Genomic DNA, 21,656 nt, shown 5'->3' on the forward strand with positions numbered 1-21,656 from the left:
CAATTTAGTCACAATTTTTTAAACTTTGGGTTGACAGTAAATATATATCATGATATAGTATATGAGTAATCGCTAGGCATACGAAGGTAAAAAGTTATTTAAAATGACTTTATGCGGAAAGATGGTCGAGTTGGTTTAAGGCACCGGTCTTGAAAACCGGCGTACGGGTGACCGTACCAAGGGTTCGAATCCCTTTCTTTCCGCCACATATAAAAATATTAAAGGTAGGACATGGAGAAATACTCAAGTGGCTGAAGAGGCGCCCCTGCTAAGGGCGTAGGTCGAGTGATCGGCGCGAGGGTTCAAATCCCTCTTTCTCCGCCATAGGTTTTATTAAGATGCATTAAGCTTCAAAGATGGCTTAAAATAAGGGTTTTAAGAAATTTGAGTTTCATTGGAAGTCATTAAAATGTAGTACAACTGTAGTAAAATAAATGTAGTTAATCAAGGAAGTTATCCAGTAAAATGGTTGCTTCTTTTTTCTTTTCCTCAGATACATGAATATAAGTTTTTCTCGTGGTGTCTATATCTATATGACCCAATAAAGCTGTATTACATTTATTTCTATAGTCATTACAGTCAGTAATCTGCCAATAAGAATATCCTAAATTATTATTTATAATTTTACTTCCTATCAGCAATTGTACAAATTGCTACTTTATCTTGTGTAAATAAAATATATTGTTTACAAATAGTTTATAAATATAACATTAAGACGTAACAAATAACTTATATAATTATAAGTGTCCTAAGGAAATACCTTAGCGAAAATAAAAATAATGTTATCCTTAAAAATATATTGTAAAAATAAGTGCCTGTCATTTAGGGCGCTTATTTTATTTATTTGCGATAATTAAATAATGTGGGTTTATTCCCAGTTAAATGAATATAGTAAAATGGTTAAAGGAAAAATGGGTAAATAAAAAGTAGATGAGAGACATGAAACAAGAAGAGCGCAAAAAATATGAAAAAACAAACATGGAAATAATAAAAGAGTTGTAAAGAGAATTTTATACTATATGCCAGATGTAAAAATCCTATATATAAGTATGGTTCTGAGTAAAATAAGTAGAATAATGGCGAACGAAAATTAAAGGATATTGGCTCATTTTGCAGAAATATTAGGCAAAAGGGGATGGTATGTATATGATAACATATAGAAGTGGTGCTATTAAAATTAAGGGATTATGTGGAAAAACATTAAAAAGTCTAGAGGATAAAATTAAAGATGCTCTTGAAGTTGATTTAAAAGATAAAATGATAATTGATATAAAATATGCACAAACACAGAATGAGTATACAGCATTAATTATTTATGATAAAGGAATAAATTAATAAAGTTTTATTAAGAGCATTACATAGAGCCTTTAAAATAACAAGGCTCTTTTTTAATTTCGAACGAAATGAATGGACAGAATGTATTCTGAGGGAAAAAGTACATTATTAGTAGGAGTTAGAAAATCTTGTGAAAATCAATCGTATAGACTATCAGCTGATTGTCAATTACTATTGGTAAGTTGTTGCATGGGGATGAGTGAATATTGTTATTTTAATACTCAGATGGGTAAAAAGCCTTATATAAAAGTTTATGTAAATATAGACGAGATGTTAAATAGATCAGATTTCTGCGCCAAATAGTTGTTGTATTAATTTGGTGCAGCGTTTTTTGCTTTGTAGTATAATATAAATGAATTTTAATTATTTATAAAGGCTCGCAGGTTTGAAACCTTATTGGTATCTGGTACAATGATTAATTAGAAAAAGTAAATTATATGTTATTTCTGATATAAGATTTAAACACTGGGGATTCATCATCCCCAGTATAAATTAAGTATCAACATATTGAAGGGCAATTCTTAGTTTATACAAGATTAAATATTTAATAACTTTAATATATTGATAGTCTTATGATAATAGAATATGTTTAATTTAAATTATTATACTGGAAATTTAATACAAATGATATATAAGGTTAGGAATTTTGAACAGATAAATATCTGAAATTGACTATGAATTATAAAAAAGATGATAAGCTTAATGTGTAAAGATATGAATTAAAAAAGTATGGGAGGCATAATAATGAAAATAGAAAATTTAAAGGTATATGATTTGGAAGAAAGTATAAGGGCAAGTAAATATCCTATGGCAGTAGATACTAATAAATGCAATTCAGATATTACAGATACAGTTAAAAGTTTAGCTAAATCGCCTAAAGGTGAAGCTCATGATCAATTTTTATCTGGAATACGAGTTGCTTTTGATTTAACCTTTAGTAATAAAGCATGGGTTGAGTTAGAAAGATATAGATTTATTACTTTTGTAAGCAGTCAGAGTACAATGCATAGAATAGCAAAGTTTGATTTATTTAAGCAGTATAATAAATATGTAGATAAAAGAATTATTGATATTATGGAGGAACTAAAGGATGCATATAATAAAACTCAAAGTAAAGAAGATTATTTAAAGCTCTTGTATTCTAATCCGGCAGGATTTGAACTTACTGCAAGGTTGACTACTAATTATAGATGTTTAAAAGGTGTATATAGTCAGAGAAAGAATCACAGGTTACCGGAATGGCGAGAATTTTGCAAATGGATTGAAACATTACCTTTCTTCAAGGAATTAATAATTTAAACTAGGAGAGATACTTTTAATTGTATCTCTTTTTTAATTGTAAGAATGATGGTGAGGGGTCTCCGGCGCAATAGATTTTTTATTGGTTAAGGAGCTACTAGTGACAAAAGAAGTGTTTTGTCTTCCTATGTGTAAAGAAATATTTGTGATTTTAGCAGCATAAGCATGAATATGTGGGTGATGTAAGTCAACATTTCATACATGTATTTGTTTTTATGAGAATAAACTTATAATGAAGAAATTTTGTTAAAAGGAGTATTTGTATGGAATATTATGCTAAGGTAGAATCAGCTGAAGCACTTAAATTAAAAAATTTCACATTAGCTGGACACTCCACAAGAGGAGCAATTGCTATTAGGTATATGGCAAGACATAATGAATATGGAGTATCTAAACTTGCTCTTTTTGCAGCAGCATCTAGTCTTATCCAACGTTCATATTTTCTATATGGGTTAACAAAAGAAACCGTAAATGAAATTATTCAGGGAATGCATAATGAGCATCCTAAGATGCTGAGAGGATTTGGAGATATGTTTTTCTTCCAGTATATAAGTAAGCCATTTTCAGATTGATTCTTCTAATTGGGATTACAGGTTTCACTTGCACTTTACGCGACGTAATCATTTATATTTATTCTATGGAATTAAATTTATATTTAATATATCTAGGAGGAGAAAAGATGAACCTTAAACTTCAATATAACTGTTTCAATATTAATTGGAATTCTGTATCTGAAATATTGAAAGAAGTTAAAATGACTTATTTTGATGGAAAAGTGCATGAGAAAATTTTTAAAAATAGCCATACTGTTGTGTTTGCTTTTGATGGTGATAAACTAATTGGATTTGGACGTGCAATCTCAGATGGAGTTCGCCAAGCTGCAATTTATGATATAGCAGTATTACCTGAATATCAAGGTAAAAACATAGGTAGAACAATTATTAGTAATATTTTAAAATGCATACCTAAATGTAATTTTATATTATATGCTTCACCTGGTAAGGAAGCTTTTTATGAAAAGTTGAACTTTAAAAGGATGAAAACTGGGATGGCATTATTTTATGATGCAGAAAAAATGCACGCAAGGGGTTTTATTGAATAAATTCGGATGATCATAGATGATCATAATAGTAGGATAAAATTTTAATATGTTTTGATATAGGTTTTCTGGTGATAAAATTTAAAATGGGTATAAAAACTTTTTTCTGGCAAAATTGATTTTAGATTTTATTTATGTTAAAATAATTATGTTAATATGCGTCAGTAGCTCAGTTGGATAGAGCAGTTGGCTACGAACCAGCGTGCCGGGGGTTCGAACCCTCTCTGACGCACCAGACTTATTGATATAAGCGGGTTTCCAGTATTGGAGATTCGCTTATATTTTTAATTTAACACGTTTTTAAATAGATCATTAGTGTGTCTTAAAGAATAAAATCTACGATAAGGTACTTAGCATTTTGTTTTTTTAGCCGTTAGGCTGTCATAGTAGAGTGATTGTTAAGACGCATGTTTCAAAATGTACAAATTTTATTGGCTTTAGTACAGGGAGGGTTGTGTAATATGGACTGGTTTAAACCGCTCAATAATCTTAAATCCTAGAGTGGGAAACTGCTCTAGGATTCATTATTTGTTATGAGATAATTTTGATCTCTTTGTGTATTTTTTCCCATTTGAGTGAGAACCTATTTTTTCACCATGTTCAATACCTATTTCGGCGCCTGATTGAGAATACATTTTCCTTTTTTCAGCATTAGACTTAGGCCTATCTTTCATTCTATTTTTATTATTATCCATACAAATTCCTCCTGTAAAATCAATAAATCATAAATATATATAAAGTAACAACCCTTAGAAATTGAATATTTCATTAAATACAAAGAGTATTAGTAATTTATTTATATTATTTACTTAAGTTAAGTATTTTACTCAATTATATAATGACCATTTATTAGAAATATTTTTATAAATATTTCTAAAATTTCATCCAATTACCTAGATTAATTTTTATAATAATGTACAAACTTTAAATATAGCATATTAATATAGATAAAAAGGAGGAATTAATTATGGCATACAGTAATAAACCAGTAGTCCCACAGGCTAAAGAAGCTCTAAATCAATTCAAAATGGAATCAGCTAGAGAAGTTGGAGTTAATTTAAAAAATGGTTACAATGGGGATTTAACTTCCAGAGAAGCTGGATCTATAGGCGGGAATATGGTCAAAAAAATGATTGAAGCATATGAACAAAATTTAAAATAAATATATAGCAAAACCCTGTGCTCTTAATAATAGAGTGCAGGGTTTCTTAATTTACAAAGATGTGAGGTTTATTATTAAATACGGATGTTCAACATACTAGTGATATCACGGAGGAATCTACATATATTGTGGGAACAAAAGTTATAGGCACTGATTTAATATTGTTTATTCTCATGTTGTTAACAAATAGTTTATTAATATGACATTAAGCTGTAACAAAAACCTTATATAATTATAAATGTCCTAAGGAAATAACCTTAGCGAAAATGAAAATAGTTTATTTACATATATTTCCTCAAAAAATAGCGATAATTACCGAATTTGTGTCTGCGGTTACATGGCACATTAAACTGAAATGTAACCACCAAAGTATAATTATATAAATTGTTGTCCCCTAAAATTATATTATAAAAAATAAGAACCTGTTATTCTGAACTGAACCCCAAATATTAGACAAATAAATCTAACATTTGGAGGTGCATTTCATTATTTAAGGTTCTTATTTTTATTACTATCTTAATTTTTGTCTGTAAGTCTGAACTATGTTATTTTGTACAATTATATACTGATCCATTGATGCCTGTACAAATAGATTGAATAAGTTTTGAACAATCATATTTCGCACCGTTAATAGTTACACAATTATTTGATTTTACTGATTTACAAGATGTTTTGTAGGTTGTACACGATTCATTATTTACAGAACTTGCATGAACTGTTGTAACTACTCCTGCGTTTAGTAATAATGGTGCCGAAATTATTAAAGATGAAAGTAATTTATGTCTTATTTTTAACATTTTAACTCCTCCTAAATTTTGTTATATTGTATACTTTTTTAGTTCACTTTTTATTTGAGACGACATTAAAGTGAGTTTAGAAATTACAATTAATAACTTATGCTTATCAGCTCCTTAATTATTTTTTGGGGAATTTAGGCTTGTTTATAGTCTAACAGTATTTATAAGATATATCATTATTAAATTAATGGTTATAATAGTATTAAAATACTTCAAAACAAGTTTGAGCATTATATAGAATAAATATCATATAAAATCAGTCTAAAGGCTAACTAAACTAACATAATCATGATTTATTATGTTAGTTTCAATAAAGCACAAGAGTTATTAAATTTATAAAAACTACGCTTAAAACTGTAGGAAAGATTCCCAAAGAGTACAAGGGATTGAGATTTGTAGAAGCTAAAACAAAACATAATACGGAAGTTATCATAACTATATAAATGGAATGTGAATAAAAGATTTAATTTTCACACTTAATCCCGATTTTTTCTCCCATTAGTACCTTTGTTTCATAACCATTTTTTGTTTGCTCAAGTATATCCTTATCAATTATAGCTCTATTTTCTTCAAAAAATAAAACTACAGTTGATCCACCGAATTTAAAGTAACCTTTTTCATCTCCCTTAGAAATATTTTTTCCGGGACAATAAGTTTGTATTATGGAACCTACACAAGTAGCACCTATTTCTATATAAAATATATCTCCAAAATTATTGGAATGAAAAATAGTCCATTCTCTTTTATTTTTACAAAAAACATTGGAAATATTTTTTAAAGCTATTGGATTTACAGAATAATAATACCCTTTAATTTTATTACAAGATTCACATGTACCCCAGTCTATAAAATGAAATCTATGATAATCTGTTGGACAAAGTCTGAATATTAAACAAGTACCATTATTGAATTTTTCAGAGGCTTTATTATTATTTATCAAATCGGATAGGCTATATGTAAATCCTTTAATTTGAATGATCTTATTTAAGTTTATATGTTCATATGCCGACAATCTTCCATCAACAGGGGATATTAAAATTTTTTTATTCATACTAAAAGGTCTGGCGTTTTGTTTAAGAGATCTTGAAAAAAAATCATTAAAACATTTGAAATCATTATAGTTTATGGCACATTCATCCATGCTTATATTAAAATCTTTTATAAAAGGATGAATTTTTCTTTTACTATATTTAGTGTTGCAAAATAAGCCATATAGTTTAGAAAATATTTTTTTTTTCACTATAGCCTCCAAAAATTTCATTCCAAGAGGAGAAGAATATATCCATTTCAAATAGGTATCTCCTGCTACTTTTTCTATCTCATATTTTTTTGATTTTCTATTAAAATATTTAATCATTTTTCCTGTCCTTTAATTAATAATTTAGGTAATTTAGTTTATAGTAAGTATCTTAGTAATAATTTTGAAAAATACTATGATTGATCAACATTTTATCACAAATAACTGACTTTTAAATTTGTTTATTACTTATTTTAGCACTATAATAATTAGATAGAAATAGTTTTACGCTCTTTTGATTTTTAAATATTGTTTGTGGAGCAAATTGCTAAAAAACTATTGAGTTATTTCAATAACATAGTATAATGAAAATGAATATAATTATACTGACCAGTCAATAATTATGTAATAGAAATCTGGAGTGGTATTTATGAATAATACAAAAAGAACAATTTTTGAATCTGCTATAAAAGTTTTTTCTAAAAATGGGTATAGTGGTGCAACAATGGATGCTATAGCAGCTGATGCTGGTGTGGCAAAAGGAACATTATACTATCATTTTAAAAGTAAAGAAGAAATATTTAAATATATAGTACAAGAAGGAATGAATGTACTGAAGGAAAAAATAGAAAGTGACTCTAAAAATGTAAATAATTCTTTAGATAAAATAAAAATTCTATGTAAAGTTCAATGGGGATTGGTTTATGAAAGCAGAGATTTTATTAAGGTAATAATGAGTCAACTTTGGGGCCAGGAAATAAGACAATTAGAATTAAGGAAATGTATAAGATCATACATAATTTATATACAGGATTATTTAAAAGAAGCTATGGACGATGGCAGTATAAAAAAATGTAATTTATCCTTTTTAGCTTATACCTTATTTGGAACCGTCTGTTCTGTTGCTGTTTACGAGTTAATGAATGAAGATAAAAAAGATTTAGATGATATGATAGAAAACCTTATGAGTTATATTTTAAATGGAATAAAGGTAGAGAAGGAGAATAAGATTTAATCTCCATTTTAAAGTCTACCGGATCTAATTATAGAGATTATTAGTATAATACCGATGAATATAAAAAATATAAAATTTATAATACCTATTAAAGGTACATTATAGAATTTAGGTCCTATATTAAAATTTAAAATTAAAGAAGAACTTATAATTATAGAACATGTTATTAAAGAAATTGACAGCCTGTTTACCATTTTATTTAGCTGATTTATGGAATCATCAATTTTATTAAATTTTAATTGAATCTTAGCTCTTCCACTTAATATGCAGTCTATTAGTTCTACTGTTTTTATTGGAAGTTTTGAAAGATTTTTTGTAAAATTATAAGAATTAATGAATACATTCTCTAAGTCCATATGATCAAAATAATAGAATTTATTGCTGCTTTTGACGAAGGGTACTGCTATATCTAGGATATCAATTTCAGGTGATATTTCTGTTACTAAACCTTCCACTATAATTAAACTCTTTACCAGCAATATTAAATTTTTAGGTAAAGTAATATTGTTATTTTTCGCACATTTAAAGATTTCTGTCAGCAATACTGAGATCTTTATATTTTTAAGGGAAGTAGACAAATAGTTTACTAAAAATAGCTCCACATCTTCATATAAGTTATTTCTATTTATAAGGCCTTTTTTTATACCTATTGATATAATTACAGATACAAGTTTATCCGTATCTTTAGATACTATGGACATAATAGCTTCATTTAAAAGCAGTTTAAGTCTAGGTGAAATAGTACCTACTATCCCAAAATCTAAAAAACATATCTTTTTATTGCATATCATTAAATTTCCAGGATGGGGATCGGCATGAAAAAAACCGTCAGTAAATACCTGTTTAAAAAAAGATAAAGCTAGTTTCTCACCTATATCCTGTAAATCATAGTTTCCTTCTTCTAATTTTTCCATATTATTTATTTTAAATCCATGAATTTTTTCCATAGTTAATACTTTAGTTCCAGATAATTCATTTACTACATAGGGGACGTAACAGAAACTTACGTTTTTATTTAGTTTTTTAAATTTTAACATATTCTTGGCTTCTAAATTAAAATCTAGTTCCTGTTTAGTTGAAAAAAGTAATTCGTCTAAAGCTTCCTCAGGGTCAATTAATGCTTCTTTAAATTTGATTTTAGTAAGTTTTATAATTCTATACAATATGTATATATCTGTTTCCATCTTTTCTTTTATATCAGGTCTTTGTATTTTTACAATGACATTTTTCCCATCTTTTAAGGTTGCATTGTGTACTTGTGCAATGGAGCCTGAGGCTAAGGGGATCTTTTCAAAACTCAAAAAACAATCCTCTATATTTTTTCTGAATTCATCAAAAAATACTTTGTTTATATTTTCATGCTTTTCTGGAAGTACATCATCTTGGAGCTTTGAGAGTTCTTCAATGTATTGTGAAGGTAGTATATCTGGTCTTGAACTTAATATTTGACCTATCTTTATAAAAGTAGGTCCAAGTTCTTCAAAAGCCCTTCTAAGATTTTCAGGAGATTTTTCTTTATTATGATTTTTAGTATATACTAAAAATTTAAAACCATATTTAGCTAGTACCTTCATTATTTCTTTAAATCTTTTTGAGTATCGGTTTTGCATGGTATATATTTAACGACTAAAGCTTAAAGCTTTAGTCATCTCCATCACTTATCTTATTTTCAAGTTTGGTTAATCTCTCATTTATTGATGATATATCTTCTTTAGAAGCAAGATTCATACTATCCAATATGGATAGCAGATCGGTTTTGCTTATGGGTTTTATCTCTTCTTTTTTAGCTATGACTGTTTTTTTTAATTCTTCGGATAACTGTTTCCCCTCATCTACTGTTATTTTTCCCTTTTGGACCATTTCCTCAATTAATTTTACTGATTTTTCATAAGTATATGCAGCTGAACCTATGCCTGCCAAAAATAAATTTTTTAATTCATTAATCATATTTGTTCCTCCTCCATAAATTTAACTTTATAAATAAATCATCTTATAATCCACATGATTGAAAATCAATAGGATTTTAGATGTCATTAAAACAAAAGCTTTCTGATAAAATTTGCGAAAAAAATTGACAATTTTCATAAATTATAATAGAATATGAGGGTAGTAATTATATATGCGCTCGTAGCTCAGTAGGATAGAGCAGCGGTTTCCTAAACCGCGTGCCGGAGGTTCGACTCCTCTCGGGCGCACCATAAAGTCTTGTGAATACGGTATTTACAGGGCATTTGTTTTATGAAAATTATTATCTGTTTTAAATAGTATATCCTTATTCTATATTTATATTTTATTTATCAATATTGATTTATATGTTTGTTTGAAATAATAAAATATTTTAGTTTAAGTTTGAGTAGAAAATAACTTGAAATATTTAGTTTTTGAGGTATCTATATGATGGATTTCATGCTTGAAGCCATAAAACAAGCTAGAATAGCATTAGAGTTAGGTGAAGTTCCAGTAGGAGCTGTTATAACAAAAAATCAGAGGCTTATATCAAAAGCATGTAACTTAAAAGAAACATTGAAAGATTCAACTGCTCATGCAGAAATTATTGCTATAAAAAGTGCTTCAAAAGTACTTGAAAATTGGAGATTAAAAGACTGCAGCATGTACGTTACTTTAGAACCGTGTCCCATGTGCGCAGGAGCTATATTGCAGTGTAGAATTAGTAAATTGTATATAGGAACATTTGATCCAAATGCAGGAGCCTGCGGTTCTGTAGTGAATGTATTGCAAAATAAATATTTAAACCATTGGACTAATATTCAATGGGATTATAATGAAGAATGTGGCAATATATTGGATGAGTTTTTTAAAAAGAAAAGATAAGAATTTCTGAAATTTTATATGGAGACGTATCGAAGAGGTCATAACGAGAACGACTCGAAATCGTTTGAGCGGTGTTGAGCTGCTCCGTGGGTTCGAATCCCACCGTCTCCGCCACATGCAAAATTTAGGCTGTCTCAAAACGGGCAAGCTAATACATTTTGGAGGCATAGCTCAGCTGGTTAGAGCGTACGGTTCACATCCGTAAGGTCGAGGGTTCGAGCCCCCCTGTTTCCACCATATTATCACGTCAATATTGATACAATGTTGACGCACGAAAAAGTCCAGTAATATTGGGCTTTTCCGCATTTTACATAAAAAAACCGGCCACCTTGATGGGCGGCTTTTTTCTTTTTTGAACCCGTATCGTGAAAAGATGCACACCTCTCTGCGGTGATTCCCTACTTTTCGTGAAAAGGTTCAAGGGAAACGTGAAAAAATTCAATCATGCATAAAAGGGAAAAATCTCCTTAAAGTTATGAATACGCCATGTTCGTCGCAACTCGCCGCTGCAGTCAACCAGATATAGCCATTAAGATTGGCTGGAGCCTCAAACCCATATAATATGAGTGTAGCTGTAAAAATAATTAGCATATAACGTGACATACTGTAGTCCAGTTTTGAGTGATATAATAAGCAAAAAAGGAGGTTATCCTCCAAAAAGGAGAAAACAATGAATATGGAAAACGATAAGAAGGCAATACTCTCAATTGTTGAGGAAATGTCAAAGTCAATGACAGGTGCGCAAAGCACGAAACATTGGGCAGACAACGCCATGTGGTTCGATATTGCGCCTTTCGCCTCAAAAGGCGTCAAACCCGCTAAAAAGGCCTTTGATGATGCTTTTGGCCAGTTGAAAACATGCAAAATTGAAATTCTAGAAACGGAAACCTATATCAATGGCGACATGGGCGTCGTCTGCATGGTTCAGCGGTGGAATACGGCTACGAAGGACGGTACGGTCAATCCCCCTATGCTTGTTCGTCAAACGGATTGTTTTGAAAAACAGGACGGTGAATGGAAAGTCATCCACGAGCATACCTCTGTACCGGTTGCAGAATGGGATGGCAAGGTCGTCACCGATTGACAGTCAAATTCTCATAAAGGCAGGTAGGGGGATAATCGACTGAAATGCAGAACTTTAAGACTGGGAGTGTGAAAGAACTTTCGAGCAAACGAGTGTTAGTAACGGGTGGCACTTACGAACTACAGCAAAGGGCTGGCGACGCAGTATGCACCGGACGGAATCCGTATAAATTGTGTTGTCCCAGGCTATACACAGACCAGTTCATCCGAGCAGATCATTGAAAATATGTTGAAAGATTCAAGCATTTCATTGGATGATGCTCGGCAAGCATTGATGGATTCTATAGGCGGTGTTCCCTTGGGACGTCCAGCCCGGCCCGAGGAAGTCGCGGAGCTGATCGCATTCCTTGTATCCGACAGGGCCTCCTATATTACCGGCGGCGTGGTACGCACCTTAATGTAAAAAATAAATTCAGCAAAAACGGGAAGCAATGATGACAATTTATTGATTCCCGTTTTCATATATCGCTTGTTGGTTTGTGTTACTTGCAGGGTACATATAAAATAACATTTAGGCATCCAGTTCACTCAGAATATATTTTGCTGCTTCCAATTCAGATAAATCAAGTAAGTCGCCGGCCGTCACGCCAATGAGGCGCAGCGGGATTCGAAAGCTGTAATTATGATGCAGCAGCTCCATGGCTTTTTCAGTTATTACAGCCGTTTTATTTGTGGGCATATTCAATTTCCCCTGACGATTGATCGTATGAAATTCGGTGTCCTTCAGAGTTATCTGCACGGTTCTGCACTTGAGATTGTTATCCTGAAGGCCCTGAGCGACATCTTCTGAAAGAAGAAAAATATATTCTTTTGCTTCCTCTTCGCTTGCAACATCTATGGGGGTCGTAATGCTGCGTCCCAGTGTTCTGTACTCTTCTTTATCGGTCACCAGGGCAACCGGTGAGGTATCCAGCCCGTTTGCGTATGTCCACAGTTTCATCCCGAGATTGCCTAAAACGCGCTGCAGGAATTCCGGATCGGCAGCCGCTATATCGCCGATTGTATGTACGCCATTCTGGTTCAATGTATTACTGGCCCACAAGAAGAAGGTCTGAGGCCGGAAGCGGCCATACCTTGCCTTTGAAATTATCTCGGGTTATCATCGTTGTCGCATCCGGCTTTTTCAAGTCGGAACCGAGCTTTGCGAAAACTTTATTCCACGATACGCCTACCGATATTGTAAGCCCGGTTTCAAATCGGACAGCATCTCTCAGCGCATCCGCGAATCTTTCTTCATTTCCCTGGATTGAAGGGATATCTGTCACATCCATCCAGCATTCGTCGATGCTGAAACTTTCAACCTGATTCGTAAAACGTACATATACTGCCTTTACTTGTCTGGAATACTCCCAATATAGATCATGATGCGGCAAAACCGTTTGAAGGCCGGGACATTTTCTTTTTGCCTGCGAGATAAGCTCGGCGGTTTTCACCCCATATTTTTTTGTGGCTTCATTTTTGGCAAGTATGACGCCATGCCGGTTTTCCTCAAGGCCCGCCACGACAGCCATCGGCACCTCTTTGAGTTCGGGACGCAGTAAACATTCCACACTGGCGTAAAAAGCGTTTAAATCGGCATGAAGTATGATTCGATCTGACATGTCTGCCTCCCTATTGGCTGTCCATTTCTCGGCTCAAATTTTGCATCATCATTTGCATCTTGTCCTTGAGTTCATTACAAAGACTCTGCGGCTTTATTCCCTCAAGGATTGGCCCAAAAGAAAGCAGATAGTTATAAATCCAGTCGCCGCCCGGAAGGGAAGTGGTAATTGTAAAAGAACCGTCATCATTTCTTCTAACGTCTTCTTCATAGAAGTCATCATAAACTCTGTATGCCCCTGTGGAGGATACTTTTAATTGTAGGTTAATTGAGTCGTGGAATGGCTCTTTATCTGTGTCAGATGAAAGTTCCTCAGGCGACCTTTTATCAAAAATATCGTCGGTAACTTGAACATTGGACATGCGGGTGATTCTGAATGTCCTATATGCTTTCCTTTCGTAACAAAACGCGATCAGATACCACGCTCGGTCTTTAAAAATCAGCTTTGCCGGTTCTGCCCGCCGGGAGCTTTTGATGCCGGATGTATTGAAATAATCGAATGTGATGATGTGATTATTAACGAGGGCCATTTTGAGCAGGTTGAATTTCTCTTTGTGCTTCTCGTCACTCCCCCAAGGGGAGAAATCAATCTCGATCCAGTTACTGTCTTTCTTTTTGAAAAGGCTACTTAACCGTGACAGCACAAAGTCTATGTTGGGATAGCGCGTCGCTGAAAGGTTCTGCAATGCGACTAATATGTCGTTCTGTTCCTGTTCGGAGAGAACAGATTTATTTAATACGAAATCGTCAAGCAGAGTGATACCGCCACCCTTGCCTTGGTTGGCATAAACCGGAACGCCAGCATTGCTTAGAACATCAATATCACGATAGATTGTTCTGACTGAAACTTCAAAATGATCCGCCAACTCACGAGCGGTTGCTATTTTTTTGTCCAGTAGTATATAAACAATCTCGAATAGCCTGCTGATTCGCATGAAAACCACCTCATTAAAATATAGTATAGCACGTAAATATGACAACAGTATGTCTGGTTATCAGAACTTTATGAAATAAATCGTAGAAAATCTAGGAAAAGATAATATAACATGCCGTACAGCTGTCAGGTTATATCTGATAAAATTGATATATAATCAGACCACTTTGAATGGGATATAGAGTCATGACTTATGAATAAAATGCCACCCATAGAAAAAATATATGAGGCCTATAGTGCTATCTCGGACAATCGGGTGGTAATGGATAAAGATTCTGCCAAAGTAGAATCTTCAAATCGCACGAAAGAATATATCGTCACCTGGAAGGGTGGTATATACACTTCAAATGATAATGCTTCCTATTGTGGCGGTCACGCTGGGTACCCAATGATATCAGTAATGATGTTACAAGGCAAGCTAACATTGGATCGTTTTATCGTCGGGTATTTTAAAGGGATCAATTGGACCGAGCTGAATGTAAAGTATAAGGAAAAATATGCAAAAACCGTTTCGGAAATCATGGATGGATTAAAAGCTGGAGAGGCCGATTATGATGCAATTTACAATCATGTGAACGAAGTATACAAGCATATAGAATTATTGGATATTACCTGTAAGCTCAGCTCTATAACTATAAAGCCACCAAAGAGTTCTGAAAAGCCAAGTAAATCGTAGGAAAAGGGGCGATAAATTGGTGGAATTATTAAAAGATGTTTACAGCAGGGATCTACTGATGAGCTTCGAAAGAAAGGTGCAATCCGCGTACAGCGCGTTCAAAACACCTGAGTTTATTGCTTCCGTGATGGATGAAACCTGGGACGCACTTCCGCTGAAAGCCCGGACCCGGCGAATCTCCACGACTCTCGGTACTATGCTGCCGGCCCCGACTGCCGTGGGGAGAGGCTTTGCCGATGTTTAAAACGGACCCAGCACCGGTGCTTGCCGTGCTGGAGCATCTCAAAGCGGATCCTTCACTTTATGTCCGCAAGAGCGTTGCAAACAATCTGAACGACATTTCAAAGGACAATCCGGATGCGGTACTCGCTGTCGCCCGCCGATGGAAAGGGAAAAGCCCCGATACGGACTGGATCATCTGGTAGGGTTGCCGCACGCTAATACGGAAAGCAGATCCCGGAGTAATGGAACTGTTCGGTTATGTAGACCCGCAGGATGAAAACCCGCTTGTTGTTTCCGCATCATTATCGCTTCAGCCTCCGGAGGTGCTAATTGGCGGAAGAAACGAAATTCAATATGAAGTTGCTGTGCGCGATGGCGAACCGGTGCATATCCGCGTTGAATACGGAATCTATTTTGTTAAGGCAGAGGGAAGACATTCCGAAAATCCTTTCTGCTATCCGATAAAACCGTACCTGGCGGCGCGCATCTAACCGGAACGAGAAGGCACAACTGGTCGGAAATCACCACGCGACGTCATTATCCGGGTGACCACCGGATTGTTCTCTTGGTAAACGGACGCGAAATGGCGGAAGCCACACTGTCACTTTTGCCCAATAAATAATAAAAAGGAGTATTTGCAATGGAGATATATAAAGAAGAGGAGTTTTTTTTAGATAAAACCGTGAAGGAAATCGCCGAAAGCATCGCATCGTGCGGTTTCAAGGGTTTTTGCAATGTGCCAAAGAGGAAGGGATCGAAGCCTTAGCTGGTTACCTGCTTCGCAATGTACGGCGCGGTATCCATTACAATCGGGGAAACACTTTTAAGGGCGATTATGATACATGCAAAACCATCGAGGAAGTACTAACCATGCTCAAGAGAAAATAAAAGTGGAATTCTATCGTGTAGAGCGTCTACATGCTGACAATAAGATGCCCAAGACTTGTGGGCACCTGTTTAAAGCGGAAATTCAAGGCAGGCTCATTGAAGCAATAAAAAAATGGTGGGAGCTTATATGAACGCAACGGCTATGTGGAGCGAAATTGGATAGTTGAGCCACGAGCCGACTTCGCTCCTCATAGTATTCGTTTTTGATTTTTCGCTTTGCTGTTTCGAGATGTGTTCTATTAAGGAATGAGACAAAATGGCTGTTGACAAAGTGAAAAAGTATCGGCTTACTAGACCTTACGCACAGGCGGGGGTCAAATCATTTTCGGAAAGGAGCGCGATCACAAAAATGGATAACACACGAAGCTATATCGCCCAAGAGTTTGCCCGCCGCATCGGCAACAAGGAATGTGTTCCAAAGTGTTCCCCGTGGGCTTGGATGGCCTGGTGGAAACATATAAGGAAGTCATCCCGGCTCTGGAGGACAGCATTCAAGAAGCACTGCGGGACGGCCGCCATTTTTCAGTTATTGACATTGGGAACTGACAGGCCCGTTTTAAACAGCGTATCATATAATTCATTGAAAGGCGGCCGCATCATGCGGCTTTGTTTTTTCTATAATAGTATTTTGAGATTTTACTTAAACTTAACTTTTATTTAGCCTCCGTTTGATTTTCTTTCCTAAAATGAGATAGAAAAATACAAGGAGGTCAATTTATGTGTCTGACATTAGATACAAAATACACAAAAAACTTAAGCGAACTTAATAAAGATTCACTGCCCGAAGCTGGAGGCAAGGGAGCTAATCTTTCAGAGAAAAGCAGAGTACAAGGTGTGCAAAACTATTATTTAAAAATAATGTAGAAAATGAGATAAAAATATTGTCAAAGTGTCACATAAAGTGTTATTATAAAAACATTGGGATAGAATAAGTGCTTAAATTAAAAATATAAAAAAGGAGAAATGACATGCTAAGTAGCTCAGGAAATCCAACAATATATATTGGCGGTAGGCCTAAAGGAAATTACACTGATATATCAACAGCATATATTGATGAAACTTTTAGGGAAATGGATTTAGATAAAGATGAAAAAAGTAGAATATCAAATAAAGAAAAGGATTCCAATTATAAATATAAAAAGGACAAGCATCTTTTAATTTATGATATTGAAAGATAACTTTAGTGAGTTTGAAAAAACTATCTAAATGTTTTGTCATAAAAAGACATTGCAGCAACAATTATTTTTTTACAATAAAAAATTTCATAAAACTATTGAAGTTTTATAATTTTAATAGTATAATATTGCTTGTTCTGATAGCGTTTAAGCTATAAACTGAATATGAATTTATTTTCATGAGTAAACCTATGGAGAGATGTCCGAGTGGTTGAAGGAGCACGCCTGGAAAGCGTGTGTAGGGGAAACTCTACCGGGGGTTCGAATCCCCCTCTCTCCGCCATTTAAACTTTGTCGTGCTAGATGGGGAGTTAGCGGTGCCCTGTAGCCTGCAATCCGCTATAGCAGGGTTGAATTCCTAGATTAGGCTGTAAAATGTGAGGCCTGGCCCATAAAAGTGGCGTTGAGAACTTGATCCCACGCAACGGAAACTCATGAACCCCGTCAGATCCGGAAGGAAGCAGCGGTAAGTGAATATTTTCGTGTGCCGTGGATAAATCTAGTTTGAGTTAACTATATGGGTAACGCTTATAGTTTATCAGACAAAGCTAGGTGCACGACTTTAATATTAAATTGAATTAAAAGATACCATATGGTATCTTTTTTGTTATACAAAAGGTTATAATATATATAAAAGAAGGTGATGACATGGCTTATACTGCGCTATATAGAGAATGGAGGCCTAAGACTTTTTCAGATGTAGTAGGTCAGGATCATATAACAGTTACACTTAAAAATCAAATATTAAACCATAGAGTAGCACATGCATATTTATTTTCGGGAACAAGAGGTACAGGAAAAACTTCAATGGCCAAGATATTAGCTAAAGCAGTAAATTGCCTGGATTTAAAAAATGGAGAACCTTGTAATCAATGTGAAATGTGTAAAAAAATAAATGAAGGAATTTCTATGGATGTAATAGAAATGGATGCAGCTTCTAAACGACGTCTGGAAGATATAAAAGATGTAATAGAAAATGTAAAATATCCTCCTCAGGAAGGAAAATACAAAGTTTATATTATGGATGAAGTGCACATGCTTACACAGGAAGCAGTAAATGCATTTTTAAAAACTTTAGAGGAGCCTCCCTTAAATGTAATATTTATACTTGCTACTACTGATCCTCAAAAGCTTCCGGTTACTATACTTTCCAGATGCCAAGAATTTGATTTTAGAAGAATAAAAAGTTCAGATGTATTTACTAGGCTTAGATGTATAGTGGATAAACAGGGGATTTTTGCTGATGATAGAAGCTTAAATTTAATATCCAGGATGTGTGATGGTGCAATGAGGGATGCCCTTAGTATATTGGATCAAGCGATATCCATGGGAGATGGGAAGGTTCAATATAGCAATGTAGTTGACATGCTGGGGTTAGTTACAAATGAGAATTTGTTTCGACTTACAAATAGTATAATAGAAAAAAATGTAGAGTCATCCATGAGGATAATTGATGATATAGTTTTAAGCGGAAAAGATATATATAATTTTATTAAGGATATGATAATTCATTTGAGAGATCTTTTAATGGTAAAGGTTTCTAATAGCCCTGAAGATGTATTGGATATGTCGGAAGAGAATATAAATCTTGTAAAAGAACAGGCTCAGAAAATACGTGTAGAAGAAATAATGAGAAATATAAGAATACTTCAAGATGCACAGGAGCAATCTAAATGGGTTAAACAGAGTAGGATTTATCTAGAGCTCGCAGTAATAAAAATGTGTAAAATAGAATATGATACATCTAAAGAAGTAATTCTTGCCAGATTAAATAGATTGGAGCAGGCATTTAAGCAGGGTGAAATTAAGGTATCTTGTGAAAGAATAGTTCCTAAAGTGCCCCAGGTAAAGATGAATATATCAGAAAAAGCAGGAAATAATTTAAAAGATAATAATTCTAATAAATCAAAACAGGATTCATTAGAAGATTTAAAACCCATAAAGGAAGAGAACATATATTCAAAAATTAACTTGGATATGGTAAAAAAAAGTTGGAAAGATATCCTTGAATCATTTAAAAGCAAGCACCAGATGGTATTATTTGCAGCACTTACTACAGGAAAGGCAGTAAAATGTGAAAGAGGAATAATAACTATAGAATATGGAAAAGATTATTCCTTTCATAAACAGAGGTTAGAAAGAGATGAAAATAGAAAGATAGTTGAGCAAGTTTTTTCGGATATATTGAAGGAAAAAGTTACTATTAAATATATTATAGAAGATGAAGTTGATCATACCTCTCAATCTAAGGAGCAATTGTTAAAGGATACTTTCGGTGAAGATATGGTAGAAATACTTGATGAGTAGGATATCGAGTGATTCTTGGGTTCTGGTGGGGTTTTGCCCATATGGAATTCCATAAAAATATGGTATAATTAAAATTATATTAGTTAATTTGATTGAGGAGGAAATATATTATGGCAAAAGGTGGATTCCCTAACTTTGGTGGCGGGGGAAATATGAATAATTTAATGAAACAAGCTCAAAAATTTCAAAAACAGATGGCAGATATGCAATCAGAGCTTGAAGATAAAGAATTTAGTGCTACTGTTGGCGGCGGAGCAGTAACTGTAATAGTAAATGGCAAAAAGCAGATAGTCAATATACAGATTAAACCAGAGGTCGTTGATCCCGAGGACGTGGAAATGCTTCAAGACTTAATTTTAACTGCATGTAATGAGGCATTAAAAAATGCAGAGGATGAGACTGCTTCTGAAATGAAAAAATTAACTGGTGGACTTAATATTCCAGGAATGTTTTAAGATTACAAGCCCCATCTATAAGATGGGGTTTTAAATTGAGGTGATGTTATGGATTTTTATCCTGTTTCTATTGAAAAACTAATAGAGGAATTTGCTAAATTGCCAGGAATAGGCTATAAGACAGCACAAAGACTTACAATTCATGTATTAAACCTGCCTGAAAATGAGGTAAGGGAATTTGCTCAGGCTTTAATCAAGGCAAGAGGCACCATAAGATATTGTTCTGTTTGTGGAAATTTTACGGAGTCGGATCCCTGTGCTATATGTTCAAATCCCAATAGAGATAAAAGCACTATATGTGTAGTTGAAGAACCTAAGGATATAATGGCTATGGAAAGAATAAAAGAATATAATGGAGTCTATCATGTTCTACATGGCAATATATCTCCTATGGCAGGAAGAGGACCTGAGGATATAAAGCTGAAGGAGCTTATAAGAAGAATAAATGGAGATGTAAAAGAAGTTATAGTTGCTACTAATCCTAATGTAGAGGGAGAAGCTACTGCCATGTATATATCTAAAATATTGAAACATCTTGGAGTAAAAGTAACTAGGATAGCCCATGGTATTCCAGTGGGTGGTAATTTAGAATATGCAGATGAAATTACTTTGTCAAAAGCATTGGAAGGCAGAATAGAAATATAACCATATTTAGCTGGTTAGAGGCTTGTGTATATTACTCTTAATTTGTGTCAATTATTAAAATAATGTGTAAAATTAGGAGGGTATATATTTTATGAATAAGTATAATATAGTTAAATATTTGATTATGAAGAATTCCAAATATACATTGAGGCAGAAAAGATTATTGAATGATATAGAAAAAGCTAGAGAAGAGTTAGAAAGATGTAGGATATATTTTGATTCTGTAAAAGATCCTCATTTGGTAGATTACGCAATATATATGGAAGAGGCAGCAAAATCAAAGTACATGTATCTTTTGAATGAAGTTAAGAAAAACGGATTAAAAGTAGATTATAAAAACGTATTTCCAAATTTTGATGAAAATAAAAAGTCGTCTTAAGAAATAAAATTTTTAAGCTTATTCTTTGTATTAATATTTTTTTATTGTTAGAATATAAATTAAATAGTATTGATATGTAATCTAGAACTTAAATTATAGGGGGAATAAGCATGATGTTTGAATATATAGGATATTTTTTAATTGCTATAGTGGGATTATATATATTGGTAAAGGTATTTTCGTGGCCTTTAAAAATATTATTCAAACTTGTTATAAATGCTGTGCTGGGTGTGATTCTCTTAATTGTAGTAAATTTAATAGGAAAATACTTTGGATTTAGTATAGGTATTAATGCTATCACTTCGCTTATTGCTGGCTTTTTTGGAATACCCGGAGTGATATTTCTTATAATATTTAAATTATTTCTTTAAAAGTTTATTCTATAGGTACTAATTTTATACTTTTGCCTTTTATAGGTTCTTCGGATAAACAATTTATAAGTTTACAAAAATGTAACAAGAATAACTTGTATATTTTGGTTAGCAATCTGTTATTATTTAAAGGAAACTATCAAAT

29 protein-coding genes, 7 tRNA genes, 1 other RNA gene and 2 pseudogenes are annotated in these 21,656 nt (G+C 33.3%); 30 read left to right on the plus strand and 9 right to left on the minus strand.

The window, feature by feature from the left end; all coding sequences use genetic code 11:
• The first annotated feature begins 115 nt into the window (after positions 1–115).
• Together AB8U03_RS15175 and AB8U03_RS15180 are read left to right on the plus strand one after the other, a co-directional pair.
• A tRNA-Ser gene (locus tag AB8U03_RS15175) sits at positions 116–206 on the plus strand.
• Positions 207–233: 27 nt separating this feature from the next.
• Positions 234–324, plus strand: a tRNA-Ser gene (locus AB8U03_RS15180).
• Positions 325–440: 116 nt separating this feature from the next.
• Here the strand turns inward: AB8U03_RS15180 and AB8U03_RS15185 are convergent.
• On the minus strand, positions 441–641 hold the full coding sequence (locus tag AB8U03_RS15185; RefSeq protein ID WP_369705407.1) for a hypothetical protein: 201 nt from the start codon (positions 639–641) through the stop codon (positions 441–443).
• A 505-nt stretch (positions 642–1,146) separates the two neighbouring features.
• Between AB8U03_RS15185 and AB8U03_RS15190 the strand changes: the two genes are divergently transcribed.
• From AB8U03_RS15190 to AB8U03_RS15215, 6 genes and pseudogenes are all read left to right on the plus strand, one after another.
• The gene (locus AB8U03_RS15190) at positions 1,147–1,335 is read left to right on the plus strand and encodes a hypothetical protein (protein ID WP_369705408.1); all 189 of its coding nucleotides are present in this window, start codon (positions 1,147–1,149) and stop codon (positions 1,333–1,335) included.
• A gap of 75 nt (positions 1,336–1,410) precedes the next feature.
• Positions 1,411–1,623 (plus strand): annotated as a pseudogene (locus AB8U03_RS15195) (spore photoproduct lyase family protein); the annotation flags it as partial.
• A gap of 456 nt (positions 1,624–2,079) precedes the next feature.
• Entirely contained in the window at positions 2,080–2,634 is a 555-nt protein-coding gene (locus AB8U03_RS15200; RefSeq protein ID WP_369705409.1) for a hypothetical protein, read from the plus strand.
• Between the two features lie 293 nt (positions 2,635–2,927).
• Positions 2,928–3,203 (plus strand): annotated as a pseudogene (locus AB8U03_RS15205) (alpha/beta fold hydrolase); the annotation flags it as partial.
• A 110-nt stretch (positions 3,204–3,313) separates the two neighbouring features.
• On the plus strand, positions 3,314–3,736 hold the full coding sequence (locus AB8U03_RS15210; protein ID WP_369705410.1) for a GNAT family N-acetyltransferase: 423 nt from the start codon (positions 3,314–3,316) through the stop codon (positions 3,734–3,736).
• A 155-nt stretch (positions 3,737–3,891) separates the two neighbouring features.
• Positions 3,892–3,968, plus strand: a tRNA-Arg gene (locus AB8U03_RS15215).
• A 289-nt stretch (positions 3,969–4,257) separates the two neighbouring features.
• Here AB8U03_RS15215 and AB8U03_RS15220 read toward each other — a convergent pair.
• On the minus strand, positions 4,258–4,428 hold the full coding sequence (locus AB8U03_RS15220) for a hypothetical protein (RefSeq protein WP_369705411.1): 171 nt from the start codon (positions 4,426–4,428) through the stop codon (positions 4,258–4,260).
• Between the two features lie 272 nt (positions 4,429–4,700).
• On the opposite strand from AB8U03_RS15220, the gene AB8U03_RS15225 reads away from it, so the two are divergent.
• On the plus strand, positions 4,701–4,895 hold the full coding sequence (locus AB8U03_RS15225; RefSeq protein WP_369705412.1) for an alpha/beta-type small acid-soluble spore protein: 195 nt from the start codon (positions 4,701–4,703) through the stop codon (positions 4,893–4,895).
• Positions 4,896–5,440: 545 nt separating this feature from the next.
• Here the strand turns inward: AB8U03_RS15225 and AB8U03_RS15230 are convergent.
• Together AB8U03_RS15230 and AB8U03_RS15235 are read right to left on the minus strand one after the other, a co-directional pair.
• Positions 5,441–5,692 (minus strand): hypothetical protein, encoded by a 252-nt coding sequence (locus tag AB8U03_RS15230; RefSeq protein WP_369705413.1) that lies wholly within the window; start codon positions 5,690–5,692, stop codon positions 5,441–5,443.
• A 463-nt stretch (positions 5,693–6,155) separates the two neighbouring features.
• Positions 6,156–7,049, minus strand: coding sequence for a phosphatidylserine decarboxylase (locus tag AB8U03_RS15235; RefSeq protein WP_369705414.1), 894 nt, complete (start codon positions 7,047–7,049; stop codon positions 6,156–6,158).
• 310 nt (positions 7,050–7,359) lie between these two features.
• On the opposite strand from AB8U03_RS15235, the gene AB8U03_RS15240 reads away from it, so the two are divergent.
• Entirely contained in the window at positions 7,360–7,944 is a 585-nt protein-coding gene (locus AB8U03_RS15240; protein WP_369705415.1) for a TetR/AcrR family transcriptional regulator, read from the plus strand.
• Between the two features lie 8 nt (positions 7,945–7,952).
• Here AB8U03_RS15240 and AB8U03_RS15245 read toward each other — a convergent pair whose 3' ends face one another.
• Positions 7,953–9,554 carry an ABC1 kinase family protein gene (locus tag AB8U03_RS15245; protein ID WP_369705416.1) on the minus strand — a complete coding sequence of 534 codons (1,602 nt, stop codon included), beginning with the start codon at positions 9,552–9,554 and terminating at the stop codon, positions 7,953–7,955.
• Between the two features lie 31 nt (positions 9,555–9,585).
• Positions 9,586–9,891 carry a phasin family protein gene (locus tag AB8U03_RS15250; protein WP_369705417.1) on the minus strand — a complete coding sequence of 102 codons (306 nt, stop codon included), beginning with the start codon at positions 9,889–9,891 and terminating at the stop codon, positions 9,586–9,588.
• A gap of 174 nt (positions 9,892–10,065) precedes the next feature.
• Here AB8U03_RS15250 and AB8U03_RS15255 point away from each other — a divergent pair.
• The 6 genes from AB8U03_RS15255 to AB8U03_RS15280 all read left to right on the plus strand — a co-directional run bounded on the left by AB8U03_RS15255 (position 10,066) and on the right by AB8U03_RS15280 (position 12,262).
• A tRNA-Arg gene (locus AB8U03_RS15255) sits at positions 10,066–10,142 on the plus strand.
• A gap of 196 nt (positions 10,143–10,338) precedes the next feature.
• Positions 10,339–10,776 carry a nucleoside deaminase gene (locus AB8U03_RS15260; RefSeq protein WP_369705418.1) on the plus strand — a complete coding sequence of 146 codons (438 nt, stop codon included), beginning with the start codon at positions 10,339–10,341 and terminating at the stop codon, positions 10,774–10,776.
• Between the two features lie 20 nt (positions 10,777–10,796).
• A tRNA-Ser gene (locus AB8U03_RS15265) sits at positions 10,797–10,890 on the plus strand.
• Positions 10,891–10,936: 46 nt separating this feature from the next.
• Positions 10,937–11,013, plus strand: a tRNA-Val gene (locus AB8U03_RS15270).
• Positions 11,014–11,452: 439 nt separating this feature from the next.
• Complete coding sequence (locus AB8U03_RS15275) at positions 11,453–11,860, plus strand: YybH family protein (protein WP_369705419.1); 408 nt, start codon at positions 11,453–11,455, stop codon at positions 11,858–11,860.
• A 105-nt stretch (positions 11,861–11,965) separates the two neighbouring features.
• Positions 11,966–12,262: an SDR family oxidoreductase gene (locus tag AB8U03_RS15280; protein WP_369705420.1), complete on the plus strand. Its 297-nt coding sequence runs from the start codon at positions 11,966–11,968 to the stop codon at positions 12,260–12,262.
• A 108-nt stretch (positions 12,263–12,370) separates the two neighbouring features.
• On the opposite strand, the gene AB8U03_RS15285 is transcribed toward AB8U03_RS15280, so the two are convergent.
• From AB8U03_RS15285 to AB8U03_RS15295, 3 genes are read right to left on the minus strand one after another with little or no spacing between them, the layout of a single operon-like run.
• Positions 12,371–12,883: a DNA polymerase Y family protein gene (locus AB8U03_RS15285; protein ID WP_369705421.1), complete on the minus strand. Its 513-nt coding sequence runs from the start codon at positions 12,881–12,883 to the stop codon at positions 12,371–12,373.
• A 4-nt stretch (positions 12,884–12,887) separates the two neighbouring features.
• Positions 12,888–13,460 (minus strand): DNA polymerase Y family protein, encoded by a 573-nt coding sequence (locus tag AB8U03_RS15290; protein ID WP_369705422.1) that lies wholly within the window; start codon positions 13,458–13,460, stop codon positions 12,888–12,890.
• 10 nt (positions 13,461–13,470) lie between these two features.
• The gene (locus AB8U03_RS15295; protein ID WP_369705423.1) at positions 13,471–14,394 is read right to left on the minus strand and encodes a helix-turn-helix transcriptional regulator; all 924 of its coding nucleotides are present in this window, start codon (positions 14,392–14,394) and stop codon (positions 13,471–13,473) included.
• 192 nt (positions 14,395–14,586) lie between these two features.
• Here AB8U03_RS15295 and AB8U03_RS15300 point away from each other — a divergent pair, with 192 nt between their 5' ends.
• The 14 genes from AB8U03_RS15300 (at position 14,587) to AB8U03_RS15365 (ending at position 21,511) form a co-directional block, all read left to right on the plus strand.
• On the plus strand, positions 14,587–15,069 hold the full coding sequence (locus tag AB8U03_RS15300) for a hypothetical protein (RefSeq protein ID WP_369705424.1): 483 nt from the start codon (positions 14,587–14,589) through the stop codon (positions 15,067–15,069).
• A gap of 16 nt (positions 15,070–15,085) precedes the next feature.
• Positions 15,086–15,313: a hypothetical protein gene (locus tag AB8U03_RS15305; RefSeq protein WP_369705425.1), complete on the plus strand. Its 228-nt coding sequence runs from the start codon at positions 15,086–15,088 to the stop codon at positions 15,311–15,313.
• Complete coding sequence (locus tag AB8U03_RS15310; RefSeq protein ID WP_369705426.1) at positions 15,306–15,494, plus strand: hypothetical protein; 189 nt, start codon at positions 15,306–15,308, stop codon at positions 15,492–15,494. Before AB8U03_RS15305 ends, AB8U03_RS15310 begins: the two co-directional genes overlap by 8 nt.
• 39 nt (positions 15,495–15,533) lie before the next feature.
• The gene (locus AB8U03_RS15315; RefSeq protein ID WP_369705427.1) at positions 15,534–15,782 is read left to right on the plus strand and encodes a hypothetical protein; all 249 of its coding nucleotides are present in this window, start codon (positions 15,534–15,536) and stop codon (positions 15,780–15,782) included.
• 149 nt (positions 15,783–15,931) lie between these two features.
• A complete protein-coding gene (locus tag AB8U03_RS15320; RefSeq protein ID WP_369705428.1) occupies positions 15,932–16,057 on the plus strand; it encodes a hypothetical protein in 126 nt (41 codons plus the stop codon).
• 839 nt (positions 16,058–16,896) lie between these two features.
• Positions 16,897–17,043, plus strand: a complete 147-nt coding sequence (locus AB8U03_RS15325; RefSeq protein WP_369705429.1) for a hypothetical protein — start codon at positions 16,897–16,899, stop codon at positions 17,041–17,043.
• Positions 17,044–17,147: 104 nt separating this feature from the next.
• Positions 17,148–17,357, plus strand: coding sequence for a hypothetical protein (locus AB8U03_RS15330; RefSeq protein WP_369705430.1), 210 nt, complete (start codon positions 17,148–17,150; stop codon positions 17,355–17,357).
• 190 nt (positions 17,358–17,547) lie between these two features.
• Positions 17,548–17,637: transfer RNA gene (locus AB8U03_RS15335), tRNA-Ser, on the plus strand.
• Between the two features lie 11 nt (positions 17,638–17,648).
• Positions 17,649–17,914, plus strand: an RNA gene (gene ffs / locus AB8U03_RS15340) — signal recognition particle sRNA large type.
• Positions 17,915–18,002: 88 nt separating this feature from the next.
• Entirely contained in the window at positions 18,003–19,661 is a 1,659-nt protein-coding gene (gene dnaX / locus AB8U03_RS15345) for a DNA polymerase III subunit gamma/tau (protein WP_369705431.1), read from the plus strand.
• A 110-nt stretch (positions 19,662–19,771) separates the two neighbouring features.
• Positions 19,772–20,116 (plus strand): YbaB/EbfC family nucleoid-associated protein, encoded by a 345-nt coding sequence (locus tag AB8U03_RS15350; protein WP_369705432.1) that lies wholly within the window; start codon positions 19,772–19,774, stop codon positions 20,114–20,116.
• A gap of 48 nt (positions 20,117–20,164) precedes the next feature.
• Positions 20,165–20,761: a recombination mediator RecR gene (gene recR, locus AB8U03_RS15355; protein ID WP_369705433.1), complete on the plus strand. Its 597-nt coding sequence runs from the start codon at positions 20,165–20,167 to the stop codon at positions 20,759–20,761.
• Between the two features lie 91 nt (positions 20,762–20,852).
• Positions 20,853–21,140, plus strand: a complete 288-nt coding sequence (locus tag AB8U03_RS15360) for a DUF2508 family protein (RefSeq protein ID WP_369705434.1) — start codon at positions 20,853–20,855, stop codon at positions 21,138–21,140.
• A 110-nt stretch (positions 21,141–21,250) separates the two neighbouring features.
• A complete protein-coding gene (locus AB8U03_RS15365) occupies positions 21,251–21,511 on the plus strand; it encodes a pro-sigmaK processing inhibitor BofA family protein (RefSeq protein ID WP_369705435.1) in 261 nt (86 codons plus the stop codon).
• The last annotated feature ends 145 nt before the right edge of the window (positions 21,512–21,656 follow it).

This window comes from Clostridium moutaii (assembly GCF_041205085.1).
Lineage (GTDB): Bacteria > Bacillota > Clostridia > Clostridiales > Clostridiaceae > Clostridium_B > Clostridium_B moutaii.

What these genes read in the sequence shown, in the direction of transcription:
- AB8U03_RS15190 (WP_369705408.1), top strand. Translation starts at nt 1,147, where the DNA reads ATGATAACATATAGAAGTGGTGCTATTAAAATTAAGGGATTATGTGGA.
- AB8U03_RS15200 (WP_369705409.1), top strand. Translation starts at nt 2,080, where the DNA reads ATGAAAATAGAAAATTTAAAGGTATATGATTTGGAAGAAAGTATAAGG.
- AB8U03_RS15210 (WP_369705410.1), top strand. Translation starts at nt 3,314, where the DNA reads ATGAACCTTAAACTTCAATATAACTGTTTCAATATTAATTGGAATTCT.
- AB8U03_RS15220 (WP_369705411.1), bottom strand. Translation starts at nt 4,428, where the DNA reads ATGGATAATAATAAAAATAGAATGAAAGATAGGCCTAAGTCTAATGCT.
- AB8U03_RS15225 (WP_369705412.1), top strand. Translation starts at nt 4,701, where the DNA reads ATGGCATACAGTAATAAACCAGTAGTCCCACAGGCTAAAGAAGCTCTA.
- AB8U03_RS15230 (WP_369705413.1), bottom strand. Translation starts at nt 5,692, where the DNA reads ATGTTAAAAATAAGACATAAATTACTTTCATCTTTAATAATTTCGGCA.
- AB8U03_RS15235 (WP_369705414.1), bottom strand. Translation starts at nt 7,049, where the DNA reads ATGATTAAATATTTTAATAGAAAATCAAAAAAATATGAGATAGAAAAA.
- AB8U03_RS15240 (WP_369705415.1), top strand. Translation starts at nt 7,360, where the DNA reads ATGAATAATACAAAAAGAACAATTTTTGAATCTGCTATAAAAGTTTTT.
- AB8U03_RS15245 (WP_369705416.1), bottom strand. Translation starts at nt 9,554, where the DNA reads ATGCAAAACCGATACTCAAAAAGATTTAAAGAAATAATGAAGGTACTA.
- AB8U03_RS15250 (WP_369705417.1), bottom strand. Translation starts at nt 9,891, where the DNA reads ATGATTAATGAATTAAAAAATTTATTTTTGGCAGGCATAGGTTCAGCT.
- AB8U03_RS15260 (WP_369705418.1), top strand. Translation starts at nt 10,339, where the DNA reads ATGATGGATTTCATGCTTGAAGCCATAAAACAAGCTAGAATAGCATTA.
- AB8U03_RS15275 (WP_369705419.1), top strand. Translation starts at nt 11,453, where the DNA reads ATGGAAAACGATAAGAAGGCAATACTCTCAATTGTTGAGGAAATGTCA.
- AB8U03_RS15290 (WP_369705422.1), bottom strand. Translation starts at nt 13,460, where the DNA reads ATGTCAGATCGAATCATACTTCATGCCGATTTAAACGCTTTTTACGCC.
- AB8U03_RS15295 (WP_369705423.1), bottom strand. Translation starts at nt 14,394, where the DNA reads ATGCGAATCAGCAGGCTATTCGAGATTGTTTATATACTACTGGACAAA.
- AB8U03_RS15300 (WP_369705424.1), top strand. Translation starts at nt 14,587, where the DNA reads ATGAATAAAATGCCACCCATAGAAAAAATATATGAGGCCTATAGTGCT.
- AB8U03_RS15310 (WP_369705426.1), top strand. Translation starts at nt 15,306, where the DNA reads ATGTTTAAAACGGACCCAGCACCGGTGCTTGCCGTGCTGGAGCATCTC.
- AB8U03_RS15315 (WP_369705427.1), top strand. Translation starts at nt 15,534, where the DNA reads ATGGAACTGTTCGGTTATGTAGACCCGCAGGATGAAAACCCGCTTGTT.
- AB8U03_RS15320 (WP_369705428.1), top strand. Translation starts at nt 15,932, where the DNA reads ATGGAGATATATAAAGAAGAGGAGTTTTTTTTAGATAAAACCGTGAAG.
- AB8U03_RS15325 (WP_369705429.1), top strand. Translation starts at nt 16,897, where the DNA reads ATGTGTCTGACATTAGATACAAAATACACAAAAAACTTAAGCGAACTT.
- AB8U03_RS15330 (WP_369705430.1), top strand. Translation starts at nt 17,148, where the DNA reads ATGCTAAGTAGCTCAGGAAATCCAACAATATATATTGGCGGTAGGCCT.
- dnaX (WP_369705431.1), top strand. Translation starts at nt 18,003, where the DNA reads ATGGCTTATACTGCGCTATATAGAGAATGGAGGCCTAAGACTTTTTCA.
- AB8U03_RS15350 (WP_369705432.1), top strand. Translation starts at nt 19,772, where the DNA reads ATGGCAAAAGGTGGATTCCCTAACTTTGGTGGCGGGGGAAATATGAAT.
- recR (WP_369705433.1), top strand. Translation starts at nt 20,165, where the DNA reads ATGGATTTTTATCCTGTTTCTATTGAAAAACTAATAGAGGAATTTGCT.
- AB8U03_RS15360 (WP_369705434.1), top strand. Translation starts at nt 20,853, where the DNA reads ATGAATAAGTATAATATAGTTAAATATTTGATTATGAAGAATTCCAAA.
- AB8U03_RS15365 (WP_369705435.1), top strand. Translation starts at nt 21,251, where the DNA reads ATGATGTTTGAATATATAGGATATTTTTTAATTGCTATAGTGGGATTA.